The 25,650-nt window shown below is 43.6% G+C and carries 24 protein-coding genes, 1 tRNA gene and 1 pseudogene; 20 read left to right on the top strand and 6 right to left on the bottom strand.

The window, feature by feature from the left end; genetic code table 11:
* Positions 1 to 216: 216 nt before the first annotated feature.
* Positions 217 to 1,026 carry a tRNA cyclic N6-threonylcarbamoyladenosine(37) synthase TcdA gene (tcdA, locus tag KO533_RS16220; RefSeq protein WP_219255115.1) on the top strand — a complete coding sequence of 270 codons (810 nt, stop codon included), beginning with the start codon at positions 217 to 219 and terminating at the stop codon, positions 1,024 to 1,026.
* 86 nt (positions 1,027 to 1,112) lie between these two features.
* Here tcdA and KO533_RS16215 read toward each other — a convergent pair whose 3' ends face one another.
* A complete protein-coding gene (locus KO533_RS16215; protein ID WP_168826667.1) occupies positions 1,113 to 2,738 on the bottom strand; it encodes an ATP-binding protein in 1,626 nt (541 codons plus the stop codon).
* 168 nt (positions 2,739 to 2,906) lie between these two features.
* Between KO533_RS16215 and KO533_RS16210 the strand changes: the two genes are divergently transcribed.
* Positions 2,907 to 3,518 (top strand): superinfection exclusion B family protein, encoded by a 612-nt coding sequence (locus tag KO533_RS16210; protein ID WP_105251480.1) that lies wholly within the window; start codon positions 2,907 to 2,909, stop codon positions 3,516 to 3,518.
* A 141-nt stretch (positions 3,519 to 3,659) separates the two neighbouring features.
* Here the strand turns inward: KO533_RS16210 and KO533_RS16205 are convergent, their stop codons facing one another.
* The gene (locus KO533_RS16205) at positions 3,660 to 3,791 is read right to left on the bottom strand and encodes a DUF3149 domain-containing protein (RefSeq protein ID WP_105251481.1); all 132 of its coding nucleotides are present in this window, start codon (positions 3,789 to 3,791) and stop codon (positions 3,660 to 3,662) included.
* Between the two features lie 311 nt (positions 3,792 to 4,102).
* On the opposite strand from KO533_RS16205, the gene KO533_RS16200 reads away from it, so the two are divergent.
* A complete protein-coding gene (locus KO533_RS16200; protein ID WP_219255113.1) occupies positions 4,103 to 5,692 on the top strand; it encodes a bacteriohemerythrin in 1,590 nt (529 codons plus the stop codon).
* 146 nt (positions 5,693 to 5,838) lie between these two features.
* Positions 5,839 to 5,925: transfer RNA gene (locus KO533_RS16195), tRNA-Leu, on the top strand.
* 87 nt (positions 5,926 to 6,012) lie between these two features.
* Here KO533_RS16195 and modC read toward each other — a convergent pair.
* Genes modC through modA form a run of 3 tightly spaced genes read right to left on the bottom strand, consistent with a single transcriptional unit; the run spans position 6,013 to position 8,637 of the window.
* Complete coding sequence (gene modC, locus KO533_RS16190) at positions 6,013 to 7,098, bottom strand: molybdenum ABC transporter ATP-binding protein ModC (protein ID WP_219255111.1); 1,086 nt, start codon at positions 7,096 to 7,098, stop codon at positions 6,013 to 6,015.
* Positions 7,092 to 7,829: a molybdate ABC transporter permease subunit gene (gene modB / locus KO533_RS16185; RefSeq protein ID WP_131525893.1), complete on the bottom strand. Its 738-nt coding sequence runs from the start codon at positions 7,827 to 7,829 to the stop codon at positions 7,092 to 7,094. Before modB ends, modC begins: the two co-directional genes overlap by 7 nt.
* Positions 7,830 to 7,845: 16 nt before the next feature.
* The gene (gene modA, locus KO533_RS16180; protein ID WP_131525882.1) at positions 7,846 to 8,637 is read right to left on the bottom strand and encodes a molybdate ABC transporter substrate-binding protein; all 792 of its coding nucleotides are present in this window, start codon (positions 8,635 to 8,637) and stop codon (positions 7,846 to 7,848) included.
* 205 nt (positions 8,638 to 8,842) lie between these two features.
* Here modA and KO533_RS16175 point away from each other — a divergent pair, with 205 nt between their 5' ends.
* The 3 genes and pseudogenes from KO533_RS16175 to KO533_RS16165 all read left to right on the top strand — a co-directional run bounded on the left by KO533_RS16175 (position 8,843) and on the right by KO533_RS16165 (position 11,983).
* On the top strand, positions 8,843 to 9,622 hold the full coding sequence (locus tag KO533_RS16175; protein ID WP_219255109.1) for a TOBE domain-containing protein: 780 nt from the start codon (positions 8,843 to 8,845) through the stop codon (positions 9,620 to 9,622).
* 295 nt (positions 9,623 to 9,917) lie between these two features.
* Positions 9,918 to 10,159 (top strand): annotated as a pseudogene (locus KO533_RS16170) (IS4 family transposase); the annotation flags it as partial.
* Between the two features lie 1,179 nt (positions 10,160 to 11,338).
* On the top strand, positions 11,339 to 11,983 hold the full coding sequence (locus tag KO533_RS16165) for a two component system response regulator (protein WP_131525039.1): 645 nt from the start codon (positions 11,339 to 11,341) through the stop codon (positions 11,981 to 11,983).
* Between the two features lie 54 nt (positions 11,984 to 12,037).
* Here KO533_RS16165 and KO533_RS16160 read toward each other — a convergent pair whose 3' ends face one another.
* Positions 12,038 to 14,812 carry a two component system sensor kinase gene (locus KO533_RS16160; RefSeq protein WP_168826752.1) on the bottom strand — a complete coding sequence of 925 codons (2,775 nt, stop codon included), beginning with the start codon at positions 14,810 to 14,812 and terminating at the stop codon, positions 12,038 to 12,040.
* A 254-nt stretch (positions 14,813 to 15,066) separates the two neighbouring features.
* Between KO533_RS16160 and KO533_RS16155 the strand changes: the two genes are divergently transcribed.
* The 13 genes from KO533_RS16155 (at position 15,067) to KO533_RS16095 (ending at position 25,618) form a co-directional block, all read left to right on the top strand.
* Complete coding sequence (locus KO533_RS16155; RefSeq protein ID WP_247651579.1) at positions 15,067 to 15,456, top strand: hypothetical protein; 390 nt, start codon at positions 15,067 to 15,069, stop codon at positions 15,454 to 15,456.
* A complete protein-coding gene (locus KO533_RS16150; protein ID WP_131525041.1) occupies positions 15,453 to 16,928 on the top strand; it encodes an EscC/YscC/HrcC family type III secretion system outer membrane ring protein in 1,476 nt (491 codons plus the stop codon). The genes KO533_RS16155 and KO533_RS16150 overlap by 4 nt, the downstream gene beginning before the upstream one ends.
* Position 16,929: 1 nt before the next feature.
* On the top strand, positions 16,930 to 18,135 hold the full coding sequence (sctD, locus tag KO533_RS16145; RefSeq protein WP_173246832.1) for a type III secretion system inner membrane ring subunit SctD: 1,206 nt from the start codon (positions 16,930 to 16,932) through the stop codon (positions 18,133 to 18,135).
* Between the two features lie 8 nt (positions 18,136 to 18,143).
* Positions 18,144 to 18,335, top strand: coding sequence for a hypothetical protein (locus tag KO533_RS16140; protein ID WP_219255108.1), 192 nt, complete (start codon positions 18,144 to 18,146; stop codon positions 18,333 to 18,335).
* A gap of 104 nt (positions 18,336 to 18,439) precedes the next feature.
* Positions 18,440 to 18,808 (top strand): hypothetical protein, encoded by a 369-nt coding sequence (locus KO533_RS16135; protein ID WP_219255106.1) that lies wholly within the window; start codon positions 18,440 to 18,442, stop codon positions 18,806 to 18,808.
* Positions 18,809 to 18,855: 47 nt separating this feature from the next.
* A complete protein-coding gene (locus tag KO533_RS16130) occupies positions 18,856 to 19,431 on the top strand; it encodes a secretion protein EspA (protein ID WP_006081435.1) in 576 nt (191 codons plus the stop codon).
* A 37-nt stretch (positions 19,432 to 19,468) separates the two neighbouring features.
* Positions 19,469 to 20,269: a secretion protein EspA gene (locus tag KO533_RS16125; protein WP_168826761.1), complete on the top strand. Its 801-nt coding sequence runs from the start codon at positions 19,469 to 19,471 to the stop codon at positions 20,267 to 20,269.
* 10 nt (positions 20,270 to 20,279) lie between these two features.
* The gene (locus tag KO533_RS16120; RefSeq protein ID WP_028759293.1) at positions 20,280 to 20,750 is read left to right on the top strand and encodes a SycD/LcrH family type III secretion system chaperone; all 471 of its coding nucleotides are present in this window, start codon (positions 20,280 to 20,282) and stop codon (positions 20,748 to 20,750) included.
* Positions 20,740 to 22,194: a type III secretion system translocon protein gene (locus tag KO533_RS16115; protein WP_219255104.1), complete on the top strand. Its 1,455-nt coding sequence runs from the start codon at positions 20,740 to 20,742 to the stop codon at positions 22,192 to 22,194. The genes KO533_RS16120 and KO533_RS16115 overlap by 11 nt, the downstream gene beginning before the upstream one ends.
* A 12-nt stretch (positions 22,195 to 22,206) precedes the next feature.
* Positions 22,207 to 22,809, top strand: coding sequence for a pathogenicity island effector protein (locus KO533_RS16110; protein ID WP_028759295.1), 603 nt, complete (start codon positions 22,207 to 22,209; stop codon positions 22,807 to 22,809).
* Positions 22,810 to 22,872: 63 nt separating this feature from the next.
* A complete protein-coding gene (locus tag KO533_RS16105; protein ID WP_173246826.1) occupies positions 22,873 to 23,256 on the top strand; it encodes a secretion protein in 384 nt (127 codons plus the stop codon).
* Between the two features lie 48 nt (positions 23,257 to 23,304).
* Positions 23,305 to 24,930, top strand: a complete 1,626-nt coding sequence (locus KO533_RS16100; RefSeq protein ID WP_219255103.1) for a hypothetical protein — start codon at positions 23,305 to 23,307, stop codon at positions 24,928 to 24,930.
* A gap of 208 nt (positions 24,931 to 25,138) precedes the next feature.
* Complete coding sequence (locus tag KO533_RS16095; protein WP_173246820.1) at positions 25,139 to 25,618, top strand: SycD/LcrH family type III secretion system chaperone; 480 nt, start codon at positions 25,139 to 25,141, stop codon at positions 25,616 to 25,618.
* The last annotated feature ends 32 nt before the right edge of the window (positions 25,619 to 25,650 follow it).

Raw genomic sequence — 25,650 nt, 5'->3', positions numbered from 1 at the left:
GTAAATGATGGGCCTTTGCTTTTATTACACTCATTTAGTATTCGTATCCCTTTGCATCTAGTGTTTGGTGGCTGAGGATCTGATTTCGGTTTATGTCGATATCGTTTAGAATCCACGGCACATTTCTGGTGTTGCTATTAAGCTGCCCCTGTTGGCATCCATTCGATGCTAGGGCAAGCGCTCCTGCTGTTATTGGGTAATATAAGGTAAGTATTTATGACTGAGGCCTATCTAAATCGATTTGGCGGAATTGGCCGTTTGTATGGACAAAAGGCGTTGGCTAAATTTGCCACATCCCATGTGATGGTGATTGGCATTGGTGGCGTCGGTACTTGGGCGGCAGAGGCCTTAGCGCGGAGCGGCATAGGGCAGATAAGCTTGATAGATTTAGATGATATCTGTGTCACTAATACTAACCGACAAATACATGCTCTTAGCTCCACCATCGGCGGTTCTAAAGTTGCTGTGATGGCACAACGGATCCGTGAAATTAATCCTGATTGCCAAGTGAATGAAATTGAAGATTTTATTACATTAGATAATCTAGGCGAGTATTTGCTTGGAGCTAAAGAGGGGGGCAATATTGATTATGTTATTGATTGTATTGATGCCGTTAAGCAGAAGGCTGCGTTAATTGCTTGGTGTAAACGTCAAAAAATTAAGATAGTGACAGTGGGCGGTGCGGGTGGACAGACAGATCCGACGCAAATTCAGTTAACTGATCTCGCTAAAACCTACCAAGATCCTTTGCTAGCCAAAGTGCGTAATATTTTGCGCCGCGAGTATAACTTCTCTAAAAACGTGCAACGCCGGTTTGCTATCGATGCTGTTTTTTCCAGTGAGCAGTTAGTGTATCCCCAAGCCGATGGCTCAGTGTGCGGTACTAAAGCGGCGGCTGATGGCAGCATGAGGATGGATTGTGCTTCTGGTTTTGGGGCTGTGACTATGGTCACTGGGACATTTGGTTTTGTGGCGGCAAGTCGCGTATTAGCGCGATTGGCACAGCAGGCTCAAGAGGCGGTTTAAACTCTTAACCTAGATTCAGTCAAGATATCACCGCTTTCAAGGGCGGTGATGCCCCTTCAATATTATGTAATTTCATTAGGTTATACCTAGATATAAAAATCTTGTTGATTATTGACTGGTTCACATTGAGTGTATGGAAATTTAATATCAAATTGTGGGCCGCCTAGTTTTGAGTCTGCGCGATAACTCATAGTGCCTTTCAACAGTGTTGCGGCATTAAAGGCCGCTGATAATCCTAAGCCAGTACCACCTTTATTACGATTTGTAGTAAAGAAGGGTTCGAACATGTGCTCAGCAACATCGGCTGGAATGGCTAAGCCATTATTTTGAATGCTGATTTGAATTGATTCTTCATCCAAAGTCGCATTAATGTGGATAAGATTGTCTTCATGTCCTTGGAATGCATGGGTAAAGGCGTTCGAGAGAATATTACTAACAATTTGATTTAACAAACTGATATTGGTTTTGATATTGAGTGTAGGCTCCACGTTGATCTCCGTTGAGGCGTTAACATTGGGATGCATAATTAATGTCGACTCTAGGATTTCATGTAGCTGCTGGTTTAGATTACAGCATTGGTGTTCTTCATGACTGCGATCGATGGCGATCGTTTTAAATTTTTGAATTAAACTACTGGCTTTAGTGATATTACGGACAATGAGTTCACAGCTTTCTTGGTACTCATTAAGTATTTCATTTATCTCATCTAATGTAGCTTGATCGCTGTGGATCAGATCGATCAGTTCTTCAATATGGCTGAGCTGCGCACTCGCTGCCGTCAAACAAATGCCAATTGGGGTGTTTATCTCATGTGCAACCCCTGACACGAGTCCACCCAAGGCCGCCATTTTTTCTTGCTCAACTAAAACCTGTTGTGCTCGTTTTAGTGCGCTAAGGGATTGTTCTAACTCTAGTGTTCTTTCTTTAACTTGTCTTGCTAGCTCTTCTTTATAGCTACGTTCGAGCTTGAGTAGCCGCTCTCTATCTTCTAAGGCTATTTGCAGTTCCGTCTTAGAATTCTTTAAGGCGCTAAATGAGCTTCTAAGTTGTACTTGCATGCTATTGATGGAATCGGCGACTTGTTTGAATTCATCAATTTTTTCATGACGGTCAAATTGTAGTGGCTCATATTCATGGTCTATGTCGATATTTTTGCAGTATTGGCTGAGTTTATCTAAGTGTTTAGTAATGTTGAACCACACTAAAAATAGAATAAACCCAGCCACTAAGAAGGTTTTAATGCCATTAGAAAGCAGAATGATAATGGCCTTATCATACAAGCGTTGATAGATAGCATCGACATCGACTTGTATTTCGAGTGTGCCGACATTGATGTTTTCAGTCGGTGATTTATAGACTAAAGGAAAGGTTTTATCTAAGGAGTGTTCTTGTTTCTGCTCGCCTGCATTCCATGCTTGGCCGCTGTCATCTTTAATCGAAATATAGTTAATATCGGGCAGCTGAATTAGCCCATTGAGCTGAGTGTTAATGAGCCGCTCGTCAATAACCCAAATACTGGCGGCGAGCACATCTAAGTTCACCTTTTCCATGTTGGAAAATACTCTATCGATACGCACGACATCATTGCGATAATCACTGATCAACTGATACGCAGTGGTGATTAAGGTGATAACAGAACTAAAAAGTACAATAGACAGGGTAAGGTGCCTGCCTATGGGGCTTTTGATAAGTTGGCTAAAGAATGTCAGCATCTTAAATTTTCTTTATGCAATAGCGGCTTGAGATGCTTATAAGCATAGACCTACAGATCCAGAAAGTGCATTTTCTCGCAGATAAAATCAACGAAATATGTCTTCATTTGTGGCATTAAATTTGCTTATTAGCCGATAAGTTCAATTTTTTGTCACTGGGATAGCACTATGTTTAAACTCAAGCTGGATTCAGTTAAGTTTTTTAGCCCGAAGAAAATGATGTTTAGAGTCATGCTGTGGCTTATGGTGAGTTGTTCTGTCTTACTTCTTATTCCTCCTAATGTGCTGGCAGTGCTGGCGCTCGATAAATTTGTGCCAGAACATGCACAGTTTGTTGGATTAGGTCTAATCGTTTCTATCGCTTATTTTTTGAGTCAATTAATTAACTTAGGCTTAGATGAGTCTATCCGTCATTTAAGTGATAAGCGCGTTATTGAGACGATTGAAGCTAAAGTGAATCTACTTGATCCCGCTGAGCGAGCTTTAGTGAGGGAATTCTTTCTTCAAGGCGCCACGATTTTGACTCTGCCGCAAAATGAACCCGCTGTAAAAAGTTTAGTGAATGCCTGCATCTTAGAAAAGCTCGGTAACGAGCGCCATTATGCGATTCAGGGACCGACCGCCGACTATAAGATTGCCATGAAAGCGCGTATGTACCTTAACCGTGATGTGCTGCGTTTGCCAGCAGGTGAGCCGAGCCAAGAAGAAATGCAGTCGTTGATTAAGGCGCGTCCGCAATTTTTGAATGGATTAGTACAAAACAGAAAACACGCAGCATAGGCGTGTTCTACCTCACTCGGATGAGTGCTAGCTATGGTTTAGTTAGCATTTTTAACATGCGAGACAACAAAAAATGGGGGTGATAAAACCCCCTAGATTTTGCATTTATACAAGAAACATGAAGAACAACTGGAGCAAAAACTATGGTTTCGGTGCCGACTTCACAATGAACATCCAAGTGATATAAGACACTATCCCTATTGTGCTAAAGATAACGATCATTGAAAGTAAGCCTATGGGGTTACCAAACATCAGATCTAACCAAAATGCCATGACTGAAATCCTCTTTCCTGTGAAGTCCTCGCTAAATTAGCGGTATTCGATAGCTAAAATACTGATCTCGATCAATAAAAAATCGACATAGGAATACAAAGTTATAACCCTTAGTTAACTCTGTGATCTTGGTCAAATTTAAGGGTATGCTTAACAGTGACGAGTTCAAATAATTTAGCTTTGTTTCTTCTTCCGTTAGCGTCTAGGATTAACCTATTCAACTCGATCGATATTCAGTTAACGCGCTATTCCATTTATTCGTTCTTGTTTTTATATGAAGGCGCGATATCAGTTTTTTAAAGGAGTAAAAAATGGATTATAAAAAAAGTCACAAGGATTCAATGGGATATAATTCTATCTTTGCGCCACTATTGTTGCTGATTTATCCCCTCTATTGTTTGGTGATCACAGGGCACTTTGTTGCCATTTTGTGTTTAAGCGTGCTCGCCGCCATTTTAATGTTCAACATCAATAAATTAATCCGTAATTTGAGACAACTTGAGCGTGCAGCACACCACTTAGGCGAGGGAGATTTGAGTTATCAATTGGAAGAGAAAGATGCGGGTGTGTTCATTAAGGTAGTACATAACATTAATCGCATGGGTGAGGATGTCAGCCGTACGATTTTGTCTTTATCTGATACCTGTGAAGGGATGAAAAAAGTCGCCTCGGATATCAAGGTTATCAGTGAACAGGCAAAGCAAGGCGTGTTAGAGCAAGAGCATCAAACTGAACTGGCAGCCAGTGCAATGACACAGATGGTTTCAAGTGTACAAGCCGTATCGCAAAATGCGGTGAGTGCTGCGCAGGCAGCTGATATTGCCCAAAGTTCTGCTAAGCGCGGCGATCAAATCATGAATGGCATAGTCACTAAAATTGGCGCTATGTCGCAACAGATCCATGATACTCGAACCGTGATCGAGCACTTGGCCGCCGACAGCAACAATATCAGTAGCATTATTGAAACCATTTCGCAGGTGGCCGAACAGACCAATTTACTCGCCTTAAATGCTGCCATTGAAAGTGCGAGAGCGGGTGAACATGGTCGCGGTTTTGCTGTAGTCGCCGATGAAGTGCGTAATCTCGCTAAACGAACATCCGAAGCCACGGTTGAGATCCAGCAGCAAATCGCCGCATTACAAAAAGGCGCACAACATGGTGTTGAAGTCATGTTGAAAAACGTGGCGATTGCCGACGAAACGGCTGATATGGTTGATCAAGCTCACAGTGCACTCGGGCAGATTGTCGCTCAGGTGGAGACCATTACCGATATGTCCCACCAAATCGCCACGGCATCGGGACAACAACATACAGTAGCAGAGGAAATTAATAAAAATATCAGTGTGATGGCTGAGCTAGCCCTGAGTAATGCCTCCCACACCAACAACACTAACTTATCGAGTTTGAAAGTGTATAACATGTCGCAGGAAATCGGCTCCTTGCTGCATCGGTTCCATGTGAATGCGGCATTTTTTAATTCGAGTCAGGCGCAAAATAAACTCTTTGTGAAATGGGGGCCTGAGTTAGACATAGGAATGCCTGAGATCAATCGTCAACATCAGCGCTTAGTCTCATTGATCAATGAATTACACCGCACATTAAATGAAGAGTATGGACTTGAAGCCATCAAACGAATCGTGCAAGGGTTAGTAGATTACACCGCCAATCACTTTGCCTATGAAGAGGAACTTTTTGCGCGTTTTGGTTACCCTCAAACTGACAGCCACAAGGAAAAACACGGCAAGTTAGTTGGGCAAGTACTTGATTTTCAAAAGCGGGTTGTTAGAGGTGAAGATGTTGCCGACGAATTAATGGCTTTCTTGAAAGCTTGGTTGGTAAACCATATTCAAAAAAGTGATAAAGAATATACCGTTTTTTTATTATCCCATGGCGCAGAATAACCCCAAGAGCATGATTTTTGAGCGGTTAAATGCAATTTGTATTAAAGTCGCGGCAAAAGACTTGCCATTGTCATAAGCAAAGGTATAATTCCCAGCACTTAGAGACAGCCAGTTGTTTTGATTGCTTCTAAGTGCATATTTGATATGCCAGTGTGGTGAAATCGGTAGACACAGGGGATTCAAAATCCCCCGCCCTTAAAAGCGTGCCAGTTCGAGTCTGGCCACTGGTACCAAATCCTTCTGATGAAGGAACTAAAACCGACCTAGAGTCGGTTTTTTTGTGCCTGAAATTTGGTTTTCGCTCGGTGCTCTAGGTTGAGCTAGTGGGATTCGGCGATATCCATTTGCGTCATAGTCACGCCTTTGATTTGTGCATAAATCGCTTTGCCATGAGTGAGTTGCAGTTCGTCGCAGGCCCAAGGGGTGATGTTGGCCCAAAGTTCATCACGGCCTAAGGCGATTTTTAATTGGATTTGCTCGCCGTTATCACTGGGGTATAACTCTTTAATTTCTCCCTTTAGCAGGTTACGGATACTTGAGCCTTTGGGGATCTCAGTGCAAACCGAGACATGATTTGCCTGAATACGCACTTTGAGTTTCTTTGCCGTTTCAGCCAGATAGCCACTTACCCACAAATAGTTTCCATCATCCATCACGAGTCGCGTCATGGGGTAGTCGGGATGTCTGTCGGCGACCTTTGCACTGAGGAGTGAGCTGAGTTCCTGCAATGGCACCCAAGGGCGCATTTGCTCGCTATTCCACACTTCACTTAAGGCGCCTTGGGCAATCAATTTTCCCTGATGCAGCACTAGCATATAATCCGCCAGTTGTAAGATCTCATCTAGGCTGTGGCTCACATACACTATCGGCAGTTTTAGTTCCTGCGATAAGGTTTGCAAGTAAGGTAGTAACTCGCGTTTACGGGGTAAATCGAGCGATGCCAACGGCTCATCCATCAACAGCATATCGGGCGATGTCAGCAGGGCACGGCCAATGGCAACCCGTTGTTTTTCACCGCCCGATAGCGTGCTGGGATAGCGACTGAGGAGTTTTTCAATTCCCAGTAACTGCACAATTCTATCGAACAAGACTGGGTTAGCTTTACGCACACCATAGTTGAGATTGCCCTTTACGCTATAGTGCGGGAACAGTCGTGCTTCTTGAAATACATAGCCAATTTGGCGCTTCTCTGGGGGAAGGTTCACTTTGCCTTGTTGATAAAGCAGTTTGTCGCCGAGGCGGATTTCACCGCTATCTGGGGTCGAAAGCCCGCCAAGTAGGTTCACGAGCGAGGTCTTACCCGCACCCGAGCGGCCAAAAACGGCTGTCACGCCTTGCAATGGCAATTGGGTATCGACTTTCAGTTGCAGTTGTCCGAGTCGTTTTTCAATATTGATTGTTAACATACGCTTGCCGTCCTCTGCAGGGCTTTTTTACTCAGCCATTGGGAGGCGAGTAAAGACGCGAGCGCGATAACGATCGAGATAATGCACAGGCGCATGGCCTGATATTCTGCCCCTGGGGTTTCAATAAAAGAGTACATGGCGAGCGGAATTGTACGAGTTTCACCGGGAATATTAGAAACGAAGGTAATGGTCGATCCAAATTCCCCTAGGCTGCGGGCAAAGGCGATAATCATGCCCGACACTATCCCTGGAGAGGTAAGCGGCAGTGTGATGGTGAGAAATACCCGCCATCGACTGCTACCTAAAGTGCGTGCGGCCTGCTCGAGTCGAATATCAACGGTTTCAAAGGATTGGCGTATGGCTCTGACCATCAGAGGGAATGACACTATCGCCGCCGCGAGTGCCGCACCGCGCCAACTAAAGCTAAAACTGATGCCAAACCAATTAAATAACCATTGGCCGATAAAGCCTTGGCGGCCCATGCTGATCAGCAAGAGGTAACCCACTACCACGGGCGGTAACACCAGTGGTAGATGGAGCACACTGTCGAATATAGCCTTGCCAGGAAACTCGACTCTGGCCAGCACCCAAGCGCATAAAATACCCAAGGGTAAACTGGCGATAACGGCAACGGATGACACCTTTAAACTGAGTAGTAGTGCGGCAATTTCATAGTCGCTTAAAAGAGAGCCACTTAGCATAGAGCCGCTTAAAAATGAGCCGCTTAACAAAGAACCACTCAGCACCCTAATTCACTCCAAAGCCATATTTCTCAAACACATTTTTTGCGCTTGGGCCCTGCAGATACTCATTGAACGCTTTGGCGCTTGCGGTCGATTCTTGTTTGACTAAGGCGATAGGGTATTCAATTGGGCTGTAACTCGTTTCTGGGAAGGTGCCAACGATTTTGATCTTTTGGGCGACTTTCGCATCGGTTGAATACACTATGCCAAGCGGTGCTTCACCCTGTTCAACCAAAGCTAGGGCGGCACGGACATTGTTAGCACGGGCGAGTAAGGGCTCAGCAGCTTGCCACAGCTTGAGGTTTTCGAGGGCTTGCTTGGCATATTGTCCAGCGGGTACATGATCTGGATCGCCAACAGCCATACGACTGCCTTTTAATGCGGTTTTAATATCCCAATCGCCATTGAGCACGACTTCTGTGATGGGACTATTTTTCTCGGCAATCAAGACTAAGGTATTTTTTAACAAGGTTTTTCGGCTGTTAACATCGACCGCTTTAGCATCGACCAGATAATCCATCCACTTTTGATTCGCCGAGACAAACAGATCGGCGGGCGCACCATTGGCGACTTGTTTTGCCAGTGTTGAGGAAGAGGCGAAGGAGAATATCACCTTAGTATTGTGTTCCTTTTCATATTGCTGGCCGATTTCGTTAAGTGCATTGGTGAGCGATGCCGCTGCAAAAACAGTCACTTGCTCATTGTCTGCCGCAAAAATTGGGCTAGATGTCAGTACCATTGTGAATAACGAAGCCGTGGTAAAACGCAGTAATTGCTTAAGGTGAATGGATTTCATTGTGTTCCTCCGTGATAAAAAGTTATCGTTATATATCAATCTATATATCGATCATTCAAGCCCTAAGCAATCAATTAGTGATCTGTGTGCGGTTTCTTGCGGATTAATGGCATTCATCCGCTGAAATATCTCGGCAATCTTATTGGTATCCTCAAGACGATGAAGGACAATAGGACTTAAGTCAGACTTGGGTGTTGGATAGACGATGGATTTACATGCATTACTTACGCTTTCCCTCGGGGATAAGCCCTTCGCCAATCCTAGGCGGATAAGCCTGCTTGAGCAGGTTGCCAACACAGGCTCGATTAGCCAAGGCGCCAAGCTTGCGGGGATCAGTTATAAAGCGGCGTGGGACGCGATCAATGAGATGAACACCGTCATGCCGGAACCCGTAGTGTGTAGCGAAAAGGGCGGCAAAGGCGGTGGCGGCGCTAAACTCACCAAATTTGGCGAACGGTTGCTTAAGGTGTATTCCATCACCTCCCAAGTACAAGAAATGGCTTTGGCTGCCTTGCTCGATGAGTCCGTCGATATGCACAGTTTATTGGATGTGATGGCGCATTTCTCCCTCAACACCAGCGCCCGCAATCAGTTAACGGGGCGTATCAATAGCATTGATTCATTTGGATTAAATGACAAAATCAGCGTGACCTTAGCGGGCGGACAACAGATTCAGATTTCAGTGACCCATTCGAGCCGCGAACGCTTGCAGTTAGCCCTGGATAAATCTGTGTTGTTACTGTTTAAAGCCCCCGCTGTACTGGCGACGACTCATGCCTGTGAAGTGGATGGGCAAAATTGCCTAAGCGGTCGTTTGCTGAGCGTGACTGAACTTGGCGATAAGGCCGAATTAGCCATAGATATTGATGGCAAAGACATCATCTATTCAGTGATGCCACTGACTCAAATGCAGGCGTTGGCTGTCGGCGAGCCATGTTTCGCCTGTTTTGATGCCACGCAGGTGATTCTTGCCAGCATGAATTAGTCGAATTGAATAATTAATTCGATTAATCATTGGGTTATTCACTGGGGATGGCCAGTAACTTGGCGTTATTGTTGTCGAATGGGATCGTTCGTTTTTGTATTTAAATCAAGAGTTGACCCAAAGGGGGAGCAACAGCAATCCTTTCTTGGATCTCCTTTGCCAAACAACGTCCATGTTTAACTGTCAGTTCACCATCTCAGGCTCTCGTTCGTAACACTGCTACACAGCACAGTCGCTTATCTATTCATCAACACTGATAGCTTCACTAACTTAACTCATTTAGGACGGCACATCGATAGCCTTGTTGGTGTAACAGGCATTTTTGTGCGTAGGGTTATACGGAGAAATGCAGTAATTACAGCGGCACTTCCAAGCAAACACGGTGAAGAAACTGAATGTGTTATCGACAGTCAGGATGGGCAAAGAACTGTTACGGCGACGGCATGACTATTCCATATCAGCAGATGACGCGCTTTGTGCTGCGAAGAAATAGGCGAACTCTCATTAATTCATGGCTGTTGGGTTATGAATTATTAGGGTATCCTACAGTGCTCTGCTTATATACCCTCTTTCGCGATTAACAGTGTATTAAAATGTAAGCTCTGGCTGTTCGGCTACTACACGTTTTTGCGAAGTTTTATTGATACAGTAGATTGCCTTGCTAAATCTTCAAGTGTTAATCATTGTGCTAGCAATGACTCTTGAGTTTCTTTAATTTTGGCCGTTTCCCCTACATCCTTTAATATTTTTCAGTTACTTAGGGTTTTCAGTGTGGTAGCGATTTTTAGTTATAGTATTAGCTTGGATCATTTTTATCTCCTCAAGTTAAATAAGTTGGCATCAAAATATTACCTCAGAAAAAGAGTTATAAAGGTTTAAAGTTAAAGGTGAAAGCGTATCTATGATGAGTGTCATGATTCTATAAATACATCACTAAAACACTTTTCCTAAAACAGTAACTTGCTTTAACTCTTAGATGAATTGAACAAAAAATTGACCAGCTTGAAAGGTGTTAGAGTAATTAGCCTGTACATGATAGATTAAAAATTAATTTAATAATGGTTAAAGTGTAATGTTTATAGGGTTAATAGTTAGCTATTATATGACTCTCTTGGCTTTAATAGTTTGTTTTATATCCAGGGTAAATGTTAATTATCTTATTGTAAATAATTGCTGATGAATGTGAGAGTGAAGAGCTATAAATAATGGGTAAGTCTGAACTTAGATAATTAACTACTAAAATATGCCTAAACGACTGGCCATACGTTATAAATTTTATCAAATAGCAACTATTCTTTATTTTGGTTAAATGATTTATTGTTGAGTAACCCGATATCATTTTTTGCAAAAGCTTCTCTACCAACTATACTAAAGCCCAACCAGTAAAAATGTCGGCCATTACCATCAAATGTTTTGTATCCGTTAAGGTACACATGTCCATATATAGAATAAGCTCTCAATCCTTTAGTAGCATCATTCCTTAAAGTTATGAAGGAAAACTGAGTTACCTGAGAGAGAAAAACTAATCCTGTTGCTATTCAATTTTTATTTTTATACATTAAACTTGCACCATGATTACTATTTTTGTATAACTATTTTAACTGATTAATTCATTATTTCTTAAATATTAAACGGGTTTTAATGCTGTTAAATCATTTTTCATCGATGGTTTTAAAAACTTTTTATGATTTTGAGTATTAGAGTCTAGGGACGTATATGGCATTTAGTCATGGAAAAGTGATCAATATTTTAGTGGTCGATGATCATTCGTTGATTTTTGATGGATTACGGGGCTGTTTAGCGCCTTATCCTGAACTTAATCTGATTGGCTCGGTTGAAGATGGGCTTGCGGTATACGAGAAATGCCTCAAACTCAGGCCAGATCTGGTCTTTATGGATCTTAAATTACCCGGAATGGGTGGATTGGACGTGATCCGTCAGCTCAGACAACGTTGGCCAGAGATGATGATTATTATGTTAACGGCGACGATTGAGGAAAAAAGTGCACGGGAAGCGCTTGATGTAGGCGCCAATGGCTATGTATTAAAAAATAGCCCTAAGAGCACACTATTAGCGGCAATTAAGTGTGTGAGTAAGGGCAAAAACTTTATCGATCCTAGTTTAGATGAGCAGCAAATAGCCGCTTTGAGTGGAGTGGTCGATGGGGATATCCCTTTGCTGACCCCCCGCGAGCAACAAGTGCTAAAACTGATCTGTGAGGGGCGCCGCAACCGTGATATTGCTGAAGATTTAGTGATTGGTTTAAAAACGGTAGAGACTCACAGAATGAATTTAATGCGCAAACTTAATGCGCATAACGTCGCCGAGTTAATGCATTGGGTACAAAGGCTCGGACTATAAAGATGGATGTGGCGCAAGCACAGTTTGTGCTGTGCTTGCACTTTTAGTCTAAGATCAACTTTCAGCGTCTAATGCGTGAATTAAATTATCGAGTGCGCTAAATTCTGCTAGGCTCAAACATTCTTTCGTTTCGAGTGCTACCTCTAAATCTGCCGCTTCATTTGCAATGTTTTTTTTACCTGCTAAGCCAGCGCTACCTTTGATGGTATGCAGTACATCACTCAATTCTTTCCAAGCTTGATTCTCTATATGTAACTTGGCCTGATGTGCCATATCGGCCAGATGCACGGCGAGTCTATGATTAAGATCTGTATGCGAAAAATCAATCATAGGCGCATCGATTTCATTGTTTATCACGAGCTGCATATCACGATCTAACTGCATATCAGCCGCGGCTTCGAGTGCATGGTTAAGTTGCTTCAATGACACTGGTTTGGTTATATAACTATTCATACCCGCGGATTCTATTGTGTCATGCTCTTTAGGATTGGCGTTGGCAGTGAGTGCAAAAATTGGGCAATCACCATCGAGAATATCTTCACTATTGCGCCATCGTTGTGTTGTTTGATAACCGTCTAGTCCTGGCATGCGAATATCCATAAGGACAAGATCGAAGATATGTCGAGTACCTTTTTCTAACGCGGCTTCACCACTGCTAACGGCAATGACTTGTTGTCCTAATTCAAGCAACATTTTACCTATGATATCGCGATTAGTTTCGACATCGTCGACTAAGAGGATCTTTAACCGCCAAGGGAGAAGTGTTGGGGTATGCTGACGTTGCTTATGTGGCAGGTTGTGGCGAATTTCAAAGAGCCTCTGCCATAAACGAGCCGGCAAGTGAGCCAGTTCAGGAGATGCTAATGCCGGATTATCCCCTTCAATGGGGCAAGCTCCCCAGAGTGTGAGTTGTGGGTGTAAGGCTAAAGGAGCGACAATCACCGTATTAGGCAAACATAGGGGCGCAGTTGGATCAACTAAGGGTAAATCGAGAATAAAGGTACTACCTTCGCCCAAAGTGCTAAACATTGTGAGTTTGCCTTTCATTTTGCTAGCGAGTTTAGCTGAGATAGGTAAACCAAGCCCTGTGCCCGATTTATGATGGCAAGTTTGTGCAAAAGGTTCAAAAATACGCTGCTGATCTTGAATAGCAACCCCCCCCCCCGTGTCTTCCACACTAAAATACAGATGCTGCTTAACCACTTCGATACGTAATAAAATCTGGCCAGCTTCGGTAAATTTAGCCGAATTACCGAGCAAGTTAACCAGAATTTGCCTGACTCGCAGAGGATCCAGTAGTGCTTTCTCGGCGACATTAGCATTGACTAAGCATTTTAGGGTGATGGGTTTATTCACGATCCGAGATTGGATGGTGATCATTGCATCATCAGCCAACTTCAAAATGGGGTAAGACTGTAAGTTCATTTCAATTTGGTCGGCTTCTATACGGGAAAAATCCAACAAATTATTGATAATGGCGAGTAAAGAATTGGCACAATTATATGCGGTATCACGCAAATCCATTTGCTTAGGTGTCAGTTGGGTATTACGTAGTAATTCGAGCGACCCAGTAATACCATTCAATGGAGTTCGAATTTCGTGGCTGATAGTTGTTAGATGCTCGGTTTTACGTTCATTGGCCTTTTCTGCTTCTTGCTTAGCCAAGGCTAATTCATTGGTACGAAGGGTGACTTTTTGCTCTAACTCGTCATAGCTTTCTTTTACTGTATCGAGAAGATGATTATAGGCTTTCGCAATTTGTCCCAGCTCGTCATTACGATCCTGTGGTAGTCGGTGTTCGAAGGTCGACTGACTGGCATTATTGATGATATTTACGAAGTTTCTCATAGGTTTACTAAGGTTAATCTTTAATATATTCAGCAGGATAGTTGCTGTCAAAACTAAGACCAACAGAGCGCATGGCAGCTCTTTAAAAAAAGGTATTAACGCCATATCTTTAAGATAGACATCTGAAATTAACGTGATGTGCTGCCAGCCTGGCCCATGAATATGCTCTTTTATGACATAGTAATCGCCTAATGGGTGTGCGGTGTTCTTAGCATGTGGGTGGTCATGACTAAATTCATCTTTGAGTTTCACGAGTATCGACGGAGTTAAGGTTAAGGTAGATTTAGAAAATAACTCCCCCTTTGGTGTCATGAAAAAGCTAATGTCCCCAGGTCCTAAGGCATTATTTAGTGACATTGCTGACGCTAAATTGATACTAAAACCGACTTGTGGGGATAGGGGATCCTGTGGGTCACTCGAGTAACTGAAACTTAAGTGGTAGTCCTCAGAATTCTTGTCCTTGAGCGGTGTTCCCCAACGATAACCTGTAGTCGACGCTTGCACTGAGAGCTGTTTTATCTCGCGTAGACGAATTTGAAAATATTCATCATTGGCATCGGATGCTGCATAAATCGTAATACCTTCGTTAGGTTTCAAGATGAAAGTATCTAAATATCTGTGTTGCCCAGCACTGCCAAATGTTTGCGCGACCCACATGGTCAAAGTATCGTCATGGCTTTTCGCTTGGAATGGAAAATAATGAGACACAATTTCCTGGTCATTCACTTTGTCTATTGAAGCGAACTGTTTGAGCTGTTTATCGAGCTGGCGCACATCATAACTGGCATCGGTGAAAAGTGTATTACTCACCTCGGCCCGTAATCCGCTGAGCTCACTAAAGGCAACTAAGGAGCGTTCGAGTGTATGGCTGAACGTGTTGTTATAGGATAGATATTCCATCATCAGCCATAGAGCTACGAGCACTGACATAAAGGAGACTGTGAGCTTAGTAACTAAGGAAAACTTCCATTGGATCTTCATCTATGTTCTCTGCTCATCTTATTTCGGCCTTTGTCAGTTAAAAATACGCTATTCATCTTGTTCTTGCATGAACTTCGAAATCCATTCGAACCATTTTCTCATCTTAACCACATTAACGGCCAGTGCTATCAGGTGAATAACTGAGGCTTGGTATTTTTCATCTACCTACCTTAAGTAGTTAAGGTGTTCACCTGATGGGCGCTAGGCTTAGACACTTACATACTGATCCCATGAAAGTGAAACAGGGTGTAAAAATGCTGACGAGATTGATTGAAAGTGGCTTCTTGGCTAGCCAAAACGTCGAAGGAAACACGACTTGGACCTTAGCCGAAAGACAAGCCCTCGTTCTCGAAACTGACACCTCTGTATCTATTGCAATAGTGCTAGCGATTTCGACCGATATTGCTGTGGATTGGCTAACACAAGCAACGCTCGCATTAGCCGCTAGTGATCACGCCTTAGATTGTGGCCTTCAGCTTAGAGGTGAACTCTGGTTGTTATGGCGTTATTACGATGAAATTCAAGATGATGAAGCTTTATCTCAAGGGATTGTCATGCAACTTGCTATAGCGAGGTTTCTCGAAAAGAGCCTGCTTAAACCTGTTGATAGCAATCGAGCTTCACTTATCGGGAGGACAGTATGAAAAAACTACTCAGTCTACTGTTACTTTGTCAGATTGGCCTAGTTCAGGCTGCACCACTGACAAACATTAAATGGCAAGGTGAACCTTTTGTAATGATCAGTCGAGGCACTGCGCTAGCCTCCGTCATCCAAGACTTTGCCAACAATTACGGCGTACCAGTCATTGTCAGTAACAAGGTCAACGACAACTATATCGGCCAAATCCAAGAACAAGATCCTAAATCCGTTATTCAAGATCTGACCCGTCGCTATGGCTTAGTTTGGTACTACAACAACGAAGTCTTATATGTTTACAAAGCCAGTGAAATTAATAGTGAAGTGCTACCGTTAACTAGCTTATCCGCGACTAAGGTCGACCATTACCTGCGCAGTGCAGGAGTGTTAGATAAGGGGGTCTGTAACATTAAATCTATGGCAGGGATCAGTGGCTTACAAGTCACAGGTGTACCCGAATGCATTAACAGTGTCACCAAACTTACGGCACAACTTGATGCCAATGCTAAACAAACCACAGAAAACCAAGAAACGGTTAAAGTCTATCCACTGAAATACGCATCTGCCACAGACTCTATTTATGAATATCGTAGCCAACCTGTGAGTATTCCAGGATTAGTCACGGTGCTAAAAGAAATGGATCAAGGTACACAAGTCGCCAATGCAGTGGCGGGTTCTGTGAGTAATATTAGCGGTCCAGTCTTTGCCGCTGATCCTCGTCAAAACGCCATCATAGTCCGTGGAAGTGCCCGTGATATGGCCACTTATGGCTCTTTGATAAGACAACTCGATACTAAGCCCACCATGATTGAAGTGTCTGTATCGATATTCGATGTGGACGCCTCTGACTTTAAACAGTTGGGCATAGATTGGTCGGCGTCAGCCAAATTAGGGGGGGGGTCCGTCAGTTTCAACAGTGGTGATAGCAGTGACAATTTTTCCACTGTCATAGGCAATACAGGCAACTTCATGATGCGCCTCAATGCACTAGAGAAGAACTCTAAGGCCAAAGTGCTCTCACGTCCCTCTGTGGTTACGTTAAACAATGTGCAAGCAGTACTCGATAAAAACGTGACATTTTACACTAAGTTGGAAGGGGATAAAGTCGCTAAATTAGAGTCAGTGACCACTGGTTCTCTATTACGAGTCACACCAAGATTGATTGATGAAGTAGGTCATCAGGCTGTGATGTTGGATCTCAATATTCAGGATGGTCAACAGAGCCAAGCAGTGAGCCGTAGTGAACCATTACCACAAGTGCAAAACTCCGAGATCTCGACTCAGGCGACGCTGAAATCGGGGGAGAGTCTGTTACTCGGCGGCTTCGTACAAGATAGAGATGAAACGACCCAGAACAAGATCCCGTTACTAGGCGATCTACCATTACTGGGCGGTTTGTTTAGAAGCACAGATCACCACACTCAAAGCGTGATGCGTCTGTTCCTGATCAAAGCGGAACCCGTTAACCAAGGAGATTAATATGTCTTCAGGATACAAGCTCTTATGGTTAAACGGTCCATTGCAAGGACGAGAGTTATCTTTGCCTCTTGGTAACTTAAGCATCGGACCCGATGGTGATGTGTTAGCCACACTTGAACACGTAGAACAAGTGGATTTATTGATCGATGAAGCGGGGGTTCGGCTGCAGTCTTGGGTACCGACTTGGATAGCTGGACAGCCTATAAGCGAAGTCAATATGTTGCCATTGGGGCAAGTTATTGAACTCGCTGGTGTGGGTATCCTCTTAGGCCATTGCACCGATGAATTACAGCAACAGGCAATACCATCACATTTTCAAACAAAGGCAAAGAAGTCGTGGTGGTTACTGGCGACAGTTTCAATGCTCTCTATGGTGCTATTAGCGACAGTGTTATTAGCTCCTGCAAAGATGCCTATCGCCGAGTTGACACAAGCACAATGGTTATCGCAGCAGCTGCAGACCGACGGTTTAAACGGAGTTCAAGCCCATTGGTCAAAAGATGGCGTGGTGACACTGAGCGGCTTTTGCCAAGATTCACAACGTATGGCGCAGTTTCTCGGTGATATCAAAGGACAAGGTATTTTATTTATAGAGCAGACCACTTGTGGCGATCAGTTGATACGTAATGTCAAAGATGTCTTAGTCCAAAATGGATTTGCCAATGCCCTTGTGACCTTAGGTAGTGAGCCCAGCAATGTCATTATCTCAGGCGCCATTCAGTCAGGGGAGCGCTGGGATAAAGCGGTGTCTAGCTTGAATAACTTGCCCGGACTTGTTAATTGGCAAGTTAGCAATCAGGTTGACAGTCAGCTCAAACCGTTAATCTCCGCATTGCGAAACAAAAATTTACTGGTTGGTCTCATGATAGAGCGGATCAATGATGCCATCGTCATGACAGGTAAAGTCAGTGAACAACAACAGCAACAGATTATGACTGTTGCGCAAGGATTAGAACCAACGCATGCCAATGGATTGAAGTTAGTATTTCAAAATATTCCAGTACAAAACGAACTTAATCATTTATTAAATGCTTCTGTGGTGACCTATGGTGGTAATGCACAGTCTCCATTCATAGAGTTATCGAGTGGTGTTCGGTTATCAACGGGTAGCAAATTAGATAATGGTTATGTCGTGGAATATATGAACATTCATGGATTAGATCTCAGTAGAGCCGGTGAGTTAATTCATGTACCACTTATTTTTTAGGAGGCATTATGTCAAGAATTACACAGCTTGAGGATGATATTAAATCACATAATTACAAACAGGAGGCTTACCATAATAGACTAGCTAAAATGCGCAGTAATATCTTATCTGGTAATAGTGGAACAATTCTATTGTTGGATGAAGCTATCAATTCGGCAGAAATAGTTATAGACACACTTTTTTCACGTTATAAAAAATAGCTTTAAATTTTAATTTAGTGGTTTGACCAGTTTTGTTTTATTCCCATCGTTTTTAGGTATCTTCAATACATAATAGTATTAATATATAAGTCAAGGGGTTAGTTATGGATATGTTCAGCGATATAAAATCAGTTATGCAAGATCTTCAGCAACGTAAAGCAGCACTTGGAGAACATATTAAAGAATTTCAAGCGCTACAAGAAGAAATAAATCTTCTAGTTGAACGTTCTGATAGGGATCCTGAAGCATTAGCTAAGCTGATTAAGTTAAAGAATGCATTCCCTAGTGGATTTGAATCACAGCAAAATACTGTTATGAATAAAGTCAGTGAATTGGAACATCATTTCAAAAGTCTCGAAACACAATTTAATTTGTTAGGTAAAATAGAATCTGGCGAGGTTGATAATGATATTGACTCAACTTCTAAAGAAAAGGTGATTGACAAGGTTAAAAAAGTTAGAAGTTATATGTAAGTTCAATAAAAATCATGCTTAATTTAAATAATCAATGAGGTGTTATTATGGATATTTCAAATGTAGGTAATCAAGGCACTAGCATTATTAACTCTCAACAACCTGAAAGTGTCAAAAATCAAATTGCTTCACGCGGTGATTCAGTACTCTCAGGGGGAATTGCAGTCTTATATATGTTTATGAATCTGCTTTCTGAATTAGCCGATGCCAAATACAGTCAAATGCAGCAAAAAGCTGATGTTTCTCGTCAAGCGCAAGATATGGCAAATCAGGTTGATGAGGTCATTGCAAACGTCTCCAAAGATGGTGATAAAGCCGTAGGTAAACTTCCTGATGATGTCGTGAAATACATGCATGACAATGGTTTCACCATAGATGGTATGACCATCGATAAGTACCTAGCCAAGAATGACCCCGACGGTAAAGGGTTAGATAAAGGTAAGTTACAGGCGGTGAAAGCGGCGTTGGAATCTGTATCTAACCGTGCCTCTGACTTCGTTTCACAATCTCAGCTACAGCTGCAAAAAATTATGCAGACTTACAACGTTACCGTCAGTTTATTAAACAGTATGCAAACCATGCTAGCGGAGATGAACAAGTCGATTGCACAAAACATTCGTTAATTTAGTGCGATATCGTTTTTTGTTGGAGGTCATCATTGTGGAAATTACAAATGTAGCAACTCAAGGTACCAGTATTACCAACAGTCAAGCGTCGGATGAGGTGAAAGCTCAGATAGCGTCTCGCGGAGATTCAGTGCTCTCTGGAGGTATTGCAGTACTGTATATGTTTATGAATTTGTTGTCAGAATTGGCCGATGCTAAGTATGGCCAAATGCAGCAAAAGGCCGATGTGTCGCGCCAAGCTCAAGACATGGCGAATCGCGTCGATGAGGCGATAGCTCAAGTCGCGAAGCAAGGGGATAAAGCCACGGTAAATCTGCCTGCTGATGTCGTTAAGTATATGAGTGACAATGGCTTTGAAGTTGATGGCATGAGTATCTCTGCTTATCTCAGTCACAATGATCCCTCCGCTGTTTATTTGAAAAAGTTACTAGACAAAATTGCCGCAGCTGGACCAGAAGGAATGCAATCGGCGAGTTGGCAAGATGTGATCAGTTATATGGATGAACACGGCATCAAGGTCGATGGTCAGCGTTGTTGTGATTATATCTGGGGTCTTCCCGAAGTCGGACAGCAATCATGGCAAAGCATCAGTAAGGTACATATGCAACAGATTGCCAATGCCCTTGGCGCTGCTGGAGGTCTAGATAAAGGTAAGTTGCAAGCGGTGAAATCGGCTTTGGAATCGGTCTCAAATCGTGCCTCTGACTTTGTCTCCCAGTCACAATTGCAACTGCAGAAAATTATGCAGACCTATAACGTGACCGTCAGTTTACTCAATAGCATGCAGACCATGTTGGCCGAGATGAATAAATCCATCGCCCAAAATGTCCGTTAGGGAGTCAGTTATGAAACAGGAAGAATTTGAAGTAATTGAACACTTTCTGCAACGGGGAGGCTCACTGCGTATGTTGGCTGACGTCGAGCAAAGTGACTTGAATGTGTTGTACCAATACGCGTTGCAGTTAATGGCTTGCCGTGATCAACAGGGGGCGAAGCGGATCTTTTACCTCTTAATGCGCATAGACCAATGGAATTACGACTACTGCTTTTCTCTAGGAATATGCTGCCAGCAGTTACACGAACATGAAGAGGCCATTTTCTGTTTGGGCCGGGCAGGGATGATCAAAGTCGATAATCCGTTACCCGCTTATCATGCTGGTTTGAGTTACTTGGCGTTAGGTAACCATGATTATGCCCAGAGAAGCTTTAACGCCAGTCTACGTTGGTGTGAAGGCCACCCCGAGAGCACAGGGATTGCCGCCAGTGCACAGCGCGGGCTAGCCACACTCGCTAAGGAGAATTCCCATGTCAATTAACAGTGTGACAGAAAGAGGCCCTGAGAATGTGTCGGCCAATTATGCTAGCGCCCAGGCGCATGCTGTTAGCAAAGCAAGTTTGCCCGACTGGTCCATGCCTGTGACGCTCACTCAAACTGAGCATAAAGATCAGCATCAAGGTCCAGTCACAATGAAAGATGCACAAAGGGCATTGCAGCGTATTTTAACGCCCTTTTTTACCCCAGATCCTAAGACGGGCACTGTTGGTGGATTGGGATCATTGAATTCATTAGAAAAAGCGTCCATGGATTCCATGGTCATGATGGCTGCGAATCTCAGTATTTCGACCTTCGCAGACACAGCAAGCTCGGCCATGAAAGCTAGCAAGATAATGACCGATACTCAAGAGTTCCTGCGCGATAAAAAGGTGAAGGAATATCAAGAGCAACTGACAAAAGCCATCGAGCAAGCTGATAAGGCCCACAAGGGTGGAATTTTCGGAGCCATTTTCGACTGGATTGTCGGAGCGGTTGAGGCCATTTACGGTGTAATTAAGTTGGTCGAAGGCGCCTTACGCTGTGCGGTTGGTGATGTTGCGGGGGGCGCATTAGAAATTGCCGGAGGTGCTGCCTATCTCGCTGCAGGGGTTGCTGGCATGGTTAAAGCCGCGGCAGAAACCGCCATCTTATGTGGGGCAGATAAAGATAAATGCCAGAGCGTAATTGATGTGGCAGGCAAAGTGCAATTAGGTTGCGAAATAGTGGGCATGGCACTGGATATCTTCCAAGCAGGTCGGGCAATTTCAGCGACACGTTCAATTGCCAAAGGTACAGAAACGGCGATGAAGGAAGCGGCTCCTAAACTCGTTGATGGTATTACTAAAGGTTCTACCGAAGCGGTCACTAATGTCGCGAAAGAAGTTGGTAAGCAAGTTGCCGAACAAGTTACTGACCAGGTTATGGCCAACTTAGGCAAGGGTTTAAAAGAAGCCGCTGAACAGGGGGGACGTAAACTTGCCAGTGGTCTGATGGATGCCTTCAGTAAAGAGGCGATTGAGCAACTCGTGACTCGATCTGTCGAAGAAGTCGGCAAACAGGCTATTAAGAAAGGCGTCCAGGTCACTGCCGAGGAAATCACTAAGCAAGTGGTGAAAGAGGTTAGCCATGAAGTGATTAAAACGGCAATCAAGGCATGTACTTTTACGACCTTAGATGTGATCCGTGCGACCGCTGGTGCAGGAAAAGCGATTACCGATGGCAGCATAGCCGTTGAGAAAGCCAAACTGCAAAAGCAAATTGAAGAACTGATTTTAAAACAGAATTTCTTAGAGTTTTGCTACGAGTGGTACGACAAAGCTAAAGAACAGCAAATGAAAACTGTAAAAGATCTGATTGAAAAACAAGGCGACAGCTTAGACGGTGCCAGTAAGGCGATCAGTCAGAGTGGCGCACTACAAGCCCGTATCGCAGGTTCAACAGTATAAGTGAGGTTTACCATGACAGATATCAACATTATTTCGGGCCAAGGCCACACTCCAGCGCCCGTTAACACAGACAAGACTGATCAACTGAATGACAACTGTGCCAGTGACGGTATGGATGCTATCTCGCAAATTAATGATCTTATGCTGAAATTGGCCGAGATGTTTAAAAAATTACGCAACGTATTACAGGACTACAACGTTAAGCAGCAACAACTCGGTTGGGACGTACAAATTGCCTCTATGGACGATAAACGTTCCGCCATTGATAAGGCCTGCGAAGCGAGTATCTGGACTGGTGTATTAGAAATCGCCGGAGGCGTGATAGGTATGGCTGGGGTTGGGTTATCGGGCAAGTTTGGCGATGCTGCGACTCACATGAGTGGGGCGTTTAGCAAAGGGATTGAAGGCACAGGCAAAGTGGTCGGTGCCAATATAAGCAAAGAGGCTGAACTAGAGCGCACTATCGGTGATTTTAAGGCGAGTAACGCCCAGAGCTATATCAAGGGTGTTAATGATCTGAATGATAAAGCAAAGCAAATTTCAGAGCAGATGCGCTCCTTGATCAAAGAGCTCGTCGAATTGCACGGCCGCATTAGCTCGGCAGTACATAACTAGCAGTGCTTCTATTCAACATCATTAAGTGTTAGGTCGAACCGGCCTAACACTAAGGAGATCAATATGGATAGTGTAAGTCAATATCTTGCCCGTCAAGGGGTGACAGTCAGTCCTGCTTATTTTGAAAACAGCCAGTTTGAATGGGGAAAATGTTGGGATAGTCCCCATTGGTCGATGGTGTATCGCGTCGACGAAAACACCCTGACCATTTGTGACTTTTGCAGTAAAGGCAATACTTCGGGGGTCAGCAGTGCGGTTTTACAGTTAGTGGAACAATTACGTGATTTAAGGCGAAGTCTGCCGGATATTCAGCAGATCCGCGGCATGGTAATCCATGATGCAGGTAGGCCTGCACAACGTCTCGCTCGTCAGGCACTGAGAGAGGTATTGCTCAAACAAGGCGCCAAGGAAGTTAATCAGAATGGCGAGACTTGGTTGGTGTACTAGGGCAAACAAAAGCCGTTCATGAGCATGGTCAATTAAGAGGTAAAGATTATGACTGTCGAAGTCGCATTAGGTAGGCAACATACCTATCACTTTAACGAGAGCCGCTTAGAGCGGGTTCTCACCGCCAACACTTTAGATGAAGCGGGGAAAATGGGCTTACTGGACAAAATTCTTGATTGGTTTCGTGGTGGCGTGAAACTCGAAGCGATACAAGCTTTATACCAGCAAGTAACCCAGCCTGGCGTGCTCACTCCTTCCCAAGTGGCACAAAGGTTTTGTGCATTACGTAATTTAGCGGTCGATCAACATCAAACTAAATTTAAATTAGCTCTAGGCGACAATGGTGAGCAATGGCGTATGTTGCTAAGTATTGGTGGCCGTACAATTTATCAAACGGATAACCGCGATATAGACACACATTTCTATCAAGTTGCCGCAGTGAAAACCACAATAACGGCCAGTGATGACTTACGAAAAATGGCCTCTTCACTCACGCTGGAAAAGTATATTGAAGGCAATATTCAATGTATGTCTGACAATCAAGCTGTACAACAAGCCTTGCGAAATAGCTTGACAGATCCTCGCTTTAGCAGCGAAAAGTTTACTGGAATTCTCCCTAATGATAGCGAAGCTGCGACCTTTGTCGCTCAATTTGGCGATCTTCAGTGGACCTTCTCTAATCGCGCTGAAACAAATGGTGAATTTCGCGGCGGTTTACTTAAAAATGCTTTATCTTCAAGTGATTATAAAAATATTGGCGACTTGGTGGCTAAAGGTTTTATGAGCTGTGAGGATAATTTTCTGCGTTATGCCGTCACACCATCTCGTTACGAATTACTTAATTACGTTACTGCTCATGGCATGGAGGATGAAGGGCTAATACGAGTGCTATATCAGGCCAAAGTAGGTAATACCAATTTAGGGGCTCTTTATGGTTTACCCGCCCCCAAAGATGCACCGCAACTAGACAATTTCGATGATTTTGTTTTATGCGATGAGGATATTAATCTTGGCGAATCCCAAGCGGATGTTTATGCCGATGAAGCTACATTCTACCAAGGTATAGGGCAGCACCAAACCACCACCATAGGTGATAACTGTTATAAATTACTTCAGTTGGATATCAATGAAGGCCTGCATTATCTCGCGACTAAAGCTAACCCGTATAAATTTCACGGAGGCATGCAGAACGCGTTCGACTACCTTGTTGGACGCAACTCAGGTGCGATTGCATTACGTAATTGTATAACATGCGCTAAGGCTGTCGATGTCAATATGGGACTCATGTTGACTCGACAAAATGATAGCGTCGTTCCGCTCAAGTTTTGGGAAGCGATAGACACGAGAGCGGGTGTTATCAGTCAAGTTACGGCTCAGAGCCAAACGATAGGGTTATCGCCTGAACAGTCTGTCTCATCGTTATTATTTAGCGCCTTGCCTCAAGGAAAGCGAGCCATAGTCACTGTCCCTGTCAGTGGGGGAAAAGATTCCCATGCCATGAATTTTTTTCACTTCGATTCGGGTAAATGTTTTTTGGTCGATGGACAAAATGGTAAAAGCTATGATCTTCAGCACCCTGAGGATCGCACCGCGTTAGATAGCCAATATAATGCTCAGGGCCGAGACCTAGCACCTATCACACTCCATACCACAGGAGACTTGCCGAAATTTTAAGTAGATAAGGCATTCAATCGGATAGTTTACGATTTTCTCGTTATTCAGATACAGGATAGCAATCCGATTTAAGACACTTATTCGTGAACATTTACCTAGCCAAAAACGAGTGAGCATCATCTTTTTTTTCATACTAATGGATAGATTTTCGCATTGTCGAGTGGATCCCCGTAAATGCATTTAAATTGAACCGCTAAAGGCACCTCAAATGATAAATAAAGAGATTGAATTAGATTTTGAAAAGCTTGAAGCAGCCTGCAAGTTAGCCTTAGTCGAACAACAGACCTTAGCTGAGCAAGCTGGCTTAACGAGTCAAGATCTCGAGCTAATTTACCTATCAGGTACGAGTAAATATCAGGCAGGCTTACCCGCAGAAGCGATTGTCGATTTTACCTATTTGGTCATGCATCAGCCTTGGGATAGACGTTTTCATCTTGGACTGGGGTCTTGCCTACATTGGCTAGGTGAATACCAGCATGCCTTGACCTTCTATGGTTATGCACTCGTGATGGATGCCTGCTCTCCCGACGCGAGTTTCCGCATTGCGCAGTGCTTTCTGAGCTTAGATGATGACGCCTCGGCAATCGAAGCGTTACAGATGGCTATCTCACAGAGCTACAGTAAGCCAGAGCACCATTTTGTGGGGGAGCAAGCACAGCAATTGCTTAGTGCTCTCAATAATCAATAGACAATAGGATTTGCAATCTTCATTTATATTAT

The sequence above is a fragment of the Shewanella sp. NKUCC05_KAH genome (genome assembly GCF_019345585.1).
GTDB lineage: Bacteria > Pseudomonadota > Gammaproteobacteria > Enterobacterales > Shewanellaceae > Shewanella > Shewanella oncorhynchi.
The sequence above is the reverse complement of the archived record's forward strand: the minus strand, read 5'-3'. Positions and strand labels throughout refer to the sequence as shown.

What these genes read in the sequence shown, in the direction of transcription:
- tcdA (WP_219255115.1), top strand. Translation starts at nt 217, where the DNA reads ATGACTGAGGCCTATCTAAATCGATTTGGCGGAATTGGCCGTTTGTAT.
- KO533_RS16215 (WP_168826667.1), bottom strand. Translation starts at nt 2,738, where the DNA reads ATGCTGACATTCTTTAGCCAACTTATCAAAAGCCCCATAGGCAGGCAC.
- KO533_RS16210 (WP_105251480.1), top strand. Translation starts at nt 2,907, where the DNA reads ATGTTTAAACTCAAGCTGGATTCAGTTAAGTTTTTTAGCCCGAAGAAA.
- KO533_RS16205 (WP_105251481.1), bottom strand. Translation starts at nt 3,791, where the DNA reads ATGGCATTTTGGTTAGATCTGATGTTTGGTAACCCCATAGGCTTACTT.
- KO533_RS16200 (WP_219255113.1), top strand. Translation starts at nt 4,103, where the DNA reads ATGGATTATAAAAAAAGTCACAAGGATTCAATGGGATATAATTCTATC.
- modC (WP_219255111.1), bottom strand. Translation starts at nt 7,098, where the DNA reads ATGTTAACAATCAATATTGAAAAACGACTCGGACAACTGCAACTGAAA.
- modA (WP_131525882.1), bottom strand. Translation starts at nt 8,637, where the DNA reads ATGAAATCCATTCACCTTAAGCAATTACTGCGTTTTACCACGGCTTCG.
- KO533_RS16175 (WP_219255109.1), top strand. Translation starts at nt 8,843, where the DNA reads ATGGATTTACATGCATTACTTACGCTTTCCCTCGGGGATAAGCCCTTC.
- KO533_RS16165 (WP_131525039.1), top strand. Translation starts at nt 11,339, where the DNA reads ATGGCATTTAGTCATGGAAAAGTGATCAATATTTTAGTGGTCGATGAT.
- KO533_RS16160 (WP_168826752.1), bottom strand. Translation starts at nt 14,812, where the DNA reads ATGAAGATCCAATGGAAGTTTTCCTTAGTTACTAAGCTCACAGTCTCC.
- KO533_RS16155 (WP_247651579.1), top strand. Translation starts at nt 15,067, where the DNA reads ATGCTGACGAGATTGATTGAAAGTGGCTTCTTGGCTAGCCAAAACGTC.
- KO533_RS16150 (WP_131525041.1), top strand. Translation starts at nt 15,453, where the DNA reads ATGAAAAAACTACTCAGTCTACTGTTACTTTGTCAGATTGGCCTAGTT.
- sctD (WP_173246832.1), top strand. Translation starts at nt 16,930, where the DNA reads ATGTCTTCAGGATACAAGCTCTTATGGTTAAACGGTCCATTGCAAGGA.
- KO533_RS16140 (WP_219255108.1), top strand. Translation starts at nt 18,144, where the DNA reads ATGTCAAGAATTACACAGCTTGAGGATGATATTAAATCACATAATTAC.
- KO533_RS16135 (WP_219255106.1), top strand. Translation starts at nt 18,440, where the DNA reads ATGGATATGTTCAGCGATATAAAATCAGTTATGCAAGATCTTCAGCAA.
- KO533_RS16130 (WP_006081435.1), top strand. Translation starts at nt 18,856, where the DNA reads ATGGATATTTCAAATGTAGGTAATCAAGGCACTAGCATTATTAACTCT.
- KO533_RS16120 (WP_028759293.1), top strand. Translation starts at nt 20,280, where the DNA reads ATGAAACAGGAAGAATTTGAAGTAATTGAACACTTTCTGCAACGGGGA.
- KO533_RS16115 (WP_219255104.1), top strand. Translation starts at nt 20,740, where the DNA reads ATGTCAATTAACAGTGTGACAGAAAGAGGCCCTGAGAATGTGTCGGCC.
- KO533_RS16110 (WP_028759295.1), top strand. Translation starts at nt 22,207, where the DNA reads ATGACAGATATCAACATTATTTCGGGCCAAGGCCACACTCCAGCGCCC.
- KO533_RS16105 (WP_173246826.1), top strand. Translation starts at nt 22,873, where the DNA reads ATGGATAGTGTAAGTCAATATCTTGCCCGTCAAGGGGTGACAGTCAGT.
- KO533_RS16100 (WP_219255103.1), top strand. Translation starts at nt 23,305, where the DNA reads ATGACTGTCGAAGTCGCATTAGGTAGGCAACATACCTATCACTTTAAC.
- KO533_RS16095 (WP_173246820.1), top strand. Translation starts at nt 25,139, where the DNA reads ATGATAAATAAAGAGATTGAATTAGATTTTGAAAAGCTTGAAGCAGCC.